The sequence below is a fragment of the Planktothrix sp. FACHB-1355 genome (assembly GCF_014748295.1).
Taxonomy (GTDB): domain Bacteria; phylum Cyanobacteriota; class Cyanobacteriia; order Cyanobacteriales; family Aerosakkonemataceae; genus Aerosakkonema; species Aerosakkonema funiforme_A.
The window spans coordinates 1-4262 of sequence record NZ_JACJUP010000571.1 but is presented as its reverse complement, the minus strand read 5'-3'; the positions used below and the strand labels follow the sequence as shown (position 1 = coordinate 4262).

The following is a 4262-nucleotide window of genomic DNA, read 5'->3' as shown; positions in this document are numbered from 1 at the left end:
TAAATAAATCGCCCCCTTCAGCAAACTGGGTACCAGCACACCGACCAGTTTTGAGAAACATATACTGCACGAAACAAAGGCCAAAGCAGGTAAGTGCGAGAATTACGTGCAGGCGCGTCATGAAGAAAAATTCTTTCTTAGTCCGAATCAGATAATAGGCGCAAGTGATTAAAGGAATATACCCCATAAACACTTTTAAGCCTAAAATTCCCAGCGCGAATGGTTTTTCTGGCGGCTGTCTGGTAAGGATAGCAACTTGTTCGGCATTCATTTGTTGCGATCCGTTCACAAACAATAGAGTGATCAGACAACAAACAAACAGGAGAATTAGGGACGGTTTTAGACCTTTGGGAATTACTATAGGTAGTCGTTTCTGGCGACACTCTTGGATAATACTAACGAGTCCGGGAATGTAGAAACCATCTTTTGCCAACTGTAGTACCGGACTGTTGCCGAGGGTGTAGATGATAGTGCCGCTAAAAGGCATATAAATTAGGAATGCCCACAGAGCTTGTCGGGGATATTTGAAAGAAAACGCAAGGCAGATTATACCGGCCATCGCGCCAATGGCTGCCTTTGGCCCACCTAGAGGAAACGCCATCATGCCAAGAAATGCGGCACCGAATACAGCTCCTGTAGAGAAGCTAATAAATTCCTTCCGCTCTTTGGCAGCTTTTCTTTTTTGCGCCAACTGCTCCTTGAGATTTAAGGTTGATTTTCCAGTCGCAGCCTGCTTTTTGGATTTCGACTTCGTTTTGCTTTTGGGCATGATTCCACTGTAACAACTGCCCCAAGATAGATAATCCCAGCGCACACTGTTATAGCATTCAGAACGCTACTCGGCCACTGAAGAAACTCGGAGCGAGAAAAGTCATCCACTCACCTGTATTTACCCCAGATCCCAGTATCGAGTCCCCAGTCCCCATCCCCAACTGGTAATGTATAAATTACTGATACATATCGATCTATGTTTGACGCACTATCCGAACGCTTAGAATCTGCCTGGAAAAAACTGCGGGGGCAGGATCGCATTTCCCATGCCAATATTCAAGAAGCTTTGAAGGAAGTGCGCCGCGCCCTACTGGAAGCAGACGTTAACCTCCAGGTAATAAAAGATTTTATTGCCCAAGTCGAAACCAAAGCCCAGGGTGCCGAGGTGATCGCCGGCGTGCGACCCGACCAACAGTTCATCAAAATTGTTTACGATGAACTGGCTGTGGTGATGGGGGAAACCAACGCTCCGCTCGCTCATAGCGCCACTGCTCCGACGATCGTCCTGATGGCAGGGTTGCAGGGTACGGGTAAAACCACTGCTGCTGCTAAGTTAGCATTACATCTGCGGAAAGAAAATCGCTCTGCCATGCTGGTGGCGACGGACGTTTATCGACCGGCGGCAATTGACCAGTTGGTAACGCTGGGTAAGCAAATTGAAGTACCCGTATTTGAACTGGGAAGCGATGCCGACCCAGTGGAAATTGCCCGTCAGGGTGTGGAAAGAGCTAAAGCAGAAGGGATCGATACGGTAATTATCGATACCGCAGGTCGCCTGCAAATCGATCGCGACATGATGGCGGAGTTAGCCCGCATCAAGCAAACGGTGCAACCCCACGAAGTCCTGCTGGTAGTGGATGCCATGACCGGTCAGGAAGCGGCAAATCTGACGCGCACCTTCCACGAGCAAATCGGCATCACCGGCGCGATTCTCACCAAAATGGACGGGGATACTCGCGGTGGTGCGGCACTTTCGGTGCGGCAGATTTCCGGTCAGCCAATTAAATTTATCGGTACTGGGGAAAAAGTTGACGCCCTGCAACCTTTCTATCCAGACAGGTTGGCGCAGCGCATTTTGGGAATGGGCGATGTCCTGACGCTGGTAGAAAAAGCGCAGGAGCAAATCGACTTCACAGACGCCCAGAAGATGCAGGAGAAAATCCTCTCTGCCAAGTTTGACTTTACCGATTTTCTCAAACAAATGCGGCTGATGAAGAATATGGGCTCGTTTGGGGGGTTGCTGAAGATGCTTCCCGGAATGCCCAAAATTTCTGACAAGCAGTTGCAAGAAGCAGAGGTCAAGCTCAAGCAAACTGAGGCGATGATCAATTCTATGACCGCAGAAGAACGCCGCAACCCGGAGTTGTTGGCGTCTTCTCCCAGTCGGCGGCTACGCATCGGTCGGGGTGCTGGCTATAAAAATGACTCGGAAGTCACCAAGCTGGTAGCCGATTTCCAAAAAATGCGAAATCTGATGCAGCAAATGGGGCAAGGGGGTCTTCCCGGTATGCCGGGAATGGCAGGTGGGCCGATGCCCGGTATGGGCGGTCGAGGGGCCATGCCCGGTTGGCGAGGCTACAATGCAGATGGTGGCAAGAAGAAACCAAAAAAGGAAAAAAAGAAGAAAGGCTTCGGTCAGCTGTAGTTTTTGCGCGATCGAAAAAGTCCGATACGCAAATAAAAAGGTACAATGTTTGTTTAGTCAAAATTGCGAGCATTACTGTTTCGGCATGATCAAACTGCGATTAAAGCGATATGGCAAAAAGCGGGAGGCCAGCTACCGGATTGTAGCTATGCTAAGTACCTCTCGCCGAGATGGTCGTCCTTTGGAAGAACTGGGATTCTATAACCCCAGAACGGATCGAACAGAGCTGAATATTCCAGCGATCGTCAAACGACTCAAAGACGGAGCTCAACCTACCGACACTGTTCGCCACATCCTGGAAAAAGCCAATGTCTTCGAGCAGGTTCGTGCCTCAGTCACCCAGTAACGGTAAAATCCAGCCCCTGTCCACTATTCCCGACTATGCTGGACTGGTAAAATATCTGCTGCAACCTTTCTTGGAATCTAAGGAATCTTTGAAGGTAGACTGCGAAATATCTTCCAGCAGGCCACGGGTTTGGATTCGTTTGGCTTTTGAAGGAGAGGATAAAGGGCGAGTATTCGGTCGGGGTGGACGTAACATTCAGGCGATCAGAACGACGATGGAAGCAGCTGCGAGTGCGGCTGGGCAATCAGTGTATCTTGATATATACGGCGGAACAACGCTGGAACACGACAGCGGGCCACCAAATAGATCCGGAACGAGAACGCCTCTGCCTCGCTCCTCAAGCGCCCCCAGGTCTTCTCCCAGACTGCGTTCCCGCTAGGTCTGGCAATCGATCGCGCTCGACCCCTCCCAACTTGAATTCGTTTAACAGTTTTTCAGTTGTGCAGGATAAACTCAGAACCGCGCAATGTTAGAACAGTTAATAGTGGAGGGGATTGTCTGAATCGAAAACCTTTGCGCTACGCACTTGAGCTGCTTTGCCAGGAGGCTAAGGTATAAAACAAGCGTTTCTGGAAAGACTTGCTAAAAAGGCGTAGCAATCGCCCAGGAAAATCAGTGGCAGAACAAGGAGGTGAACTAAAGCAAGTGTCAGAAGTGCGTTTGGGTGAAAATGAGTCGATCGACTCGGCATTAAGACGTTTCAAAAAAAAGATTCAAAAAGCTGGGATTTTGTCGGAAGTCAAGCGTCGCGAACGCTACGAAAAGCCTAGCCTCCGTCGCAAACGCAAAGCGGAAGCATCCCGCGAGCGTCGTTACTAAAGGGGTACGCCACGAGTAACAGCGTGTTGGCCGACTTTGAGGCCGGAAATAAATGATGACGAGATCGGACGCCTGCGATCGCTGCCAAATGGTGCGTCTAATTTCTTTGGCAACATGGCACTGCATCGGGCGTCTTTTTGCAGATTAGGGGAAAGGTGAAGTATCGATGACCGATTGGGAATGGTAGACGGCACAACAATTCAACTGCCGAGTAGAGAAAGTGCGATCGCCCTTAGCGGCGAACGGGAAGAAAATTTGAAAGTCCTAGCGCGGCAAACAGGAGCAACGCTGGTACTGCGGGGGCAAGAATTACTGATTTCCGGAACGGCGAATCAGGTAGATCTCTGCGGACGTTTGGTGCGATCGCTCGAAGATTTCTGGAAACACGGCAAAAGCATCACCAGTGTAGATATCCTCACAGCTCGTCACGCTCTCGATACCCAGCGTACCGATGAATTGCAAGACTTACAGCGAGACGTTCTCGCTCGCACTCGTCGTGGCGAAGAAATCCGCGCTAAAACTTTCCGACAGCGGCAATATATCCAAGCCGTGCGTACCCACGACCTCACCTTTTGCATTGGGCCCGCAGGCACTGGGAAAACTTTCCTAGCCGCAGTGTTAGCCGTTCAATCACTGCTGGCAAATCAGTACGAACGGCTCATCCTTACCCGACCGGCAGTA

General features: G+C 50.2%; 5 protein-coding genes and 1 pseudogene. 5 read left to right on the top strand and 1 reads right to left on the bottom strand.

The window, feature by feature from the left end:
* A pseudogene (locus H6S82_RS20860) lies at nt 1-769 on the bottom strand (hypothetical protein); the annotation flags it as partial.
* 198 nt (nt 770-967) lie between these two features.
* Between H6S82_RS20860 and ffh the strand changes: the two are divergent.
* From ffh to H6S82_RS20835, 5 genes are all read left to right on the top strand, one after another.
* On the top strand, nt 968-2416 hold the full coding sequence (ffh, locus tag H6S82_RS20855; RefSeq protein ID WP_190463520.1) for a signal recognition particle protein: 1449 nt from the start codon (nt 968-970) through the stop codon (nt 2414-2416).
* An 85-nt stretch (nt 2417-2501) separates the two neighbouring features.
* Entirely contained in the window at nt 2502-2762 is a 261-nt protein-coding gene (gene rpsP, locus H6S82_RS20850; RefSeq protein ID WP_190463521.1) for a 30S ribosomal protein S16, read from the top strand.
* The gene (locus tag H6S82_RS20845; protein ID WP_347339520.1) at nt 2743-3141 is read left to right on the top strand and encodes a KH domain-containing protein; all 399 of its coding nucleotides are present in this window, start codon (nt 2743-2745) and stop codon (nt 3139-3141) included. Before rpsP ends, H6S82_RS20845 begins: the two co-directional genes overlap by 20 nt.
* A 266-nt stretch (nt 3142-3407) precedes the next feature.
* The gene (rpsU, locus tag H6S82_RS20840; RefSeq protein WP_190463638.1) at nt 3408-3581 is read left to right on the top strand and encodes a 30S ribosomal protein S21; all 174 of its coding nucleotides are present in this window, start codon (nt 3408-3410) and stop codon (nt 3579-3581) included.
* Between the two features lie 180 nt (nt 3582-3761).
* Nucleotides 3762-4262: PhoH family protein (locus tag H6S82_RS20835; RefSeq protein WP_191056644.1), on the top strand; the 501-nt coding region annotated here is incomplete at its 3' end.

Coding starts and splice junctions, on each gene's coding strand:
- rpsP (WP_190463521.1), top strand. CDS start 2,502: ATGATCAAACTGCGATTAAAGCGATATGGCAAAAAGCGGGAGGCCAGC.
- ffh (WP_190463520.1), top strand. CDS start 968: ATGTTTGACGCACTATCCGAACGCTTAGAATCTGCCTGGAAAAAACTG.